The 2,744-nt window shown below is 48.1% G+C and carries 4 protein-coding genes; all 4 read left to right on the top strand.

What is annotated here, in order from left to right:
• Window positions 1-795: 795 nt before the first annotated feature.
• Genes M0R80_31875 through M0R80_31860 form a run of 4 tightly spaced genes read left to right on the top strand, consistent with a single transcriptional unit; the run spans window position 796 to window position 2,415 of the window.
• Window positions 796-1,086, top strand: coding sequence for a hypothetical protein (locus M0R80_31875; GenBank protein ID MCK9464240.1), 291 nt, complete (start codon window positions 796-798; stop codon window positions 1,084-1,086).
• A 5-nt stretch (window positions 1,087-1,091) separates the two neighbouring features.
• Window positions 1,092-1,379, top strand: a complete 288-nt coding sequence (locus M0R80_31870) for a hypothetical protein (protein MCK9464239.1) — start codon at window positions 1,092-1,094, stop codon at window positions 1,377-1,379.
• A 23-nt stretch (window positions 1,380-1,402) separates the two neighbouring features.
• A complete protein-coding gene (locus M0R80_31865) occupies window positions 1,403-1,915 on the top strand; it encodes a hypothetical protein (GenBank protein ID MCK9464238.1) in 513 nt (170 codons plus the stop codon).
• 26 nt (window positions 1,916-1,941) lie between these two features.
• Window positions 1,942-2,415, top strand: a complete 474-nt coding sequence (locus M0R80_31860) for a hypothetical protein (GenBank protein MCK9464237.1) — start codon at window positions 1,942-1,944, stop codon at window positions 2,413-2,415.
• Window positions 2,416-2,744 lie beyond the last annotated feature (329 nt).

Genomic DNA, 2,744 nt, shown 5'->3' with positions numbered 1-2,744 from the left:
CAGCGGACGAATGGGCCGCAAGAAGATGCCGGGGACTTCTGAGGTTCCCCCAGATATACAGCCGGGGCGGGGATCGTACCCGCTTACCGCCTGTCGGGAGATGCGGGTGTCGGTGGCCAATGCCAATACCGCCCCGCCGATATGAAACGGACTTGGGATTAAAATTTTGGCTAGCCACCCAAGTCTGTACGAAAATCGGGGCAGTCGGCGGCAATCAATGTGTGTCACGCCGCCGACTTGCCCCCTGTTTTCCTGTACATTGGATGTTTGTTGCGTTCAGGTGTGAAGGTAAAGCCTGAAGGTTGGAATCTGCGGCTGGTTGCTTCCCCGCAAGGAAGCAAGCAATGGCTCGAAAGGGTCAACCAGTGAGTGCAGGTGCCGGTCAACCGTATAAGACCGGGGTGAGGGCTGCCACAAAGCCGGTAGGATAGGCTTGGATAGGATTGTAGCTGGCGTGGGGAAACTCCAACTAATAAAGCCCCCAGCGTGCCAGAGCAGTTAGCGAAAGCGAACGAGTCCAAGGTACGAGTCCGAAAGCGAGCCTGTGGTACTAAGTAGACCTCATTAATTACGGATAGGGCGGCGAACGCTGGAGGCGTCAAGTTCACAACAGGCATATAGCTTGATCGACGGCTATTACCTGCCCTATCCACTGTTTTTACAATCTATGACACATGGGGATTGGTGCGAGTTGAACCACCTTTAATTATCTTTGTTGTGGTGACAAAGATAGTTAAATGCAACTTGTGGTAGTCCCCAATTGTCATAGATTGTTTTCCTGTACATTGGAAACACATGAAAACAAAAACATTTGCCTACATCGACATACAGGATATATCTGAAGAGCTTGCCACTATCCTGTATGAGTTGTCCCCTTGTCGTAATGAAGATGGGGGATTCTCATTCGTTGTTCCACTGTATTATCTCTTGAGCTACAAGGGAGATGTGGAAACGGATATGGCCGGTGATGCAAGCTATGCCCCCAAACAATGGGAGCAAATCAACGGCATCATTCGAGCCATGCAAGAAGATGGTATGGATGCTCTTTTTTTGTGCAACGAAGACCACATGCGAATTAAGGATTAGAAAAAATGAGCATGTCCCGAGCCTGTGATGAAATTGAACGTAATCCGGGGGAATGGTATTGTATTGTTGCCCAGGATGAATACGATTATGATTATCATTCTGGTTGCAACATCTACGGACCAACGCCCACCCCCGAAGGTGCGTTTGAGCTTATGCATCAGCATGAGAGTAATCCGGGGCAGGATGGTATGACTCGATTCGTTGACCTCACTCCCGAAAAAATAGCTTTAGTTGACGAAGCACTAAGGCGGCGAAAAGAATATCGGGAGTTCTTTCCCATGAGCGACTACTAGTTTTTCCTGTACATTGCAACAGCATGAAAACAAAAAAGCGACGACACATGACCCCGGCACAGTTGACAGCGAATTGGTCAACTTTGATGGGTGAGTGGAATAGGATGCCTCAGTCCACGGTACGAACAATTCCTACCGTTGGCAAGCAAGCCGCTTTAGATGCCCATGCATCGGTATCGGACTTTACCAAACGGTTGGTAGAAGTTTTTTGCCTTAATGATGGGATAAGGGTTCTTTCATTGGATAGAAGTGGCTCGATGGGAGACATTCCCACTCGTCCCATAAAGAAACATCATCCAGAGCAAGGCGATGATGAAATCTTTATGGGAAACACCGTGCCCGACAAGTGCCATATTGGCTGGAAAACAAAACGGTTTGGGAAATACGCCTACAATGCTTACGGCAAACTAATCACAAACAATGAGTATGTTCCTGCTTTCATTAAAAAACAGGAAGTTAGGGAAGCTCTGGCCGACCCTAAAATTGATGCCGATAGACGGAGAGTGTGGGAGAAGATGCTGGTTGAAGGTCAATAGGTTTTCCTGTACATTCAAGGGTTATTATGACAGCTAAAATCAAAGCACGAATCTGGTTGGATGGACGGGATGAGCCGGTGATTGCCGATGTAATGAATCCCGGTGGCTGGTTTGGTCAATGCCATGTTGTGCAAGTTGCCATTGCCAACGCTCTCAATCCTTTCTTTGTCATTGAAGCCGCTAGCCCCGATGAAGCTATCAACCATTGGGCCGATAGTGACAAATACGGGCACCATATCAATGATGAGGAAGCTCAAGCGGAATCTGATGCTTGGTGGGAAAATTATGATGGTACTCCTGCCTTTGGTGATGATCGTAGTATGTCGGAACAGCCGCCCGAATACACCACCGCAGGCAACGACAGCCATTGTGTCAACTTGGACAATGTGGCCTTCTGCAAGTTCGATAAGATAGAGTATTTTGTCGAACTGGATAAGGACAATTATGGCGAAGTATCCGCCATTGCCTCAGCTATTGAGGACGAAGCCGAGGATGAATAGGCCAGTCAGGCACGCCGTTGTCATATCCTATAGTCCCAATATGGGGATGAAGGGTAGGGCATGGGGTGGCGAAGTCCTCAAGGCTGGACAAGTGTTGGTTTTTACTCGACCAGAGAATTGCACTTGTGACAAACCAAGTCTATTCCGCAGGATATATCGGCGGTTGTTTTCCTGTACATTTGGTTGGTGGCAGATGAGACAGTGGCGAAAAACACTGAGGAAAACAAAATGAAAACACTATCCTGTGGTTGTTGCGATCAGGGCTGCATTTGTGCGTTTCATCAAGATGTGCCCAACGGCAACCCTGAAAAATTGTGCGATTATCATCG

The organism is Pseudomonadota bacterium, from assembly GCA_023229365.1.
Taxonomy (GTDB): domain Bacteria; phylum Myxococcota_A; class Polyangia; order JAAYKL01; family JAAYKL01; genus JALNZK01.
The sequence above is the reverse complement of the archived record's forward strand: the minus strand, read 5'-3'. Positions and strand labels throughout refer to the sequence as shown.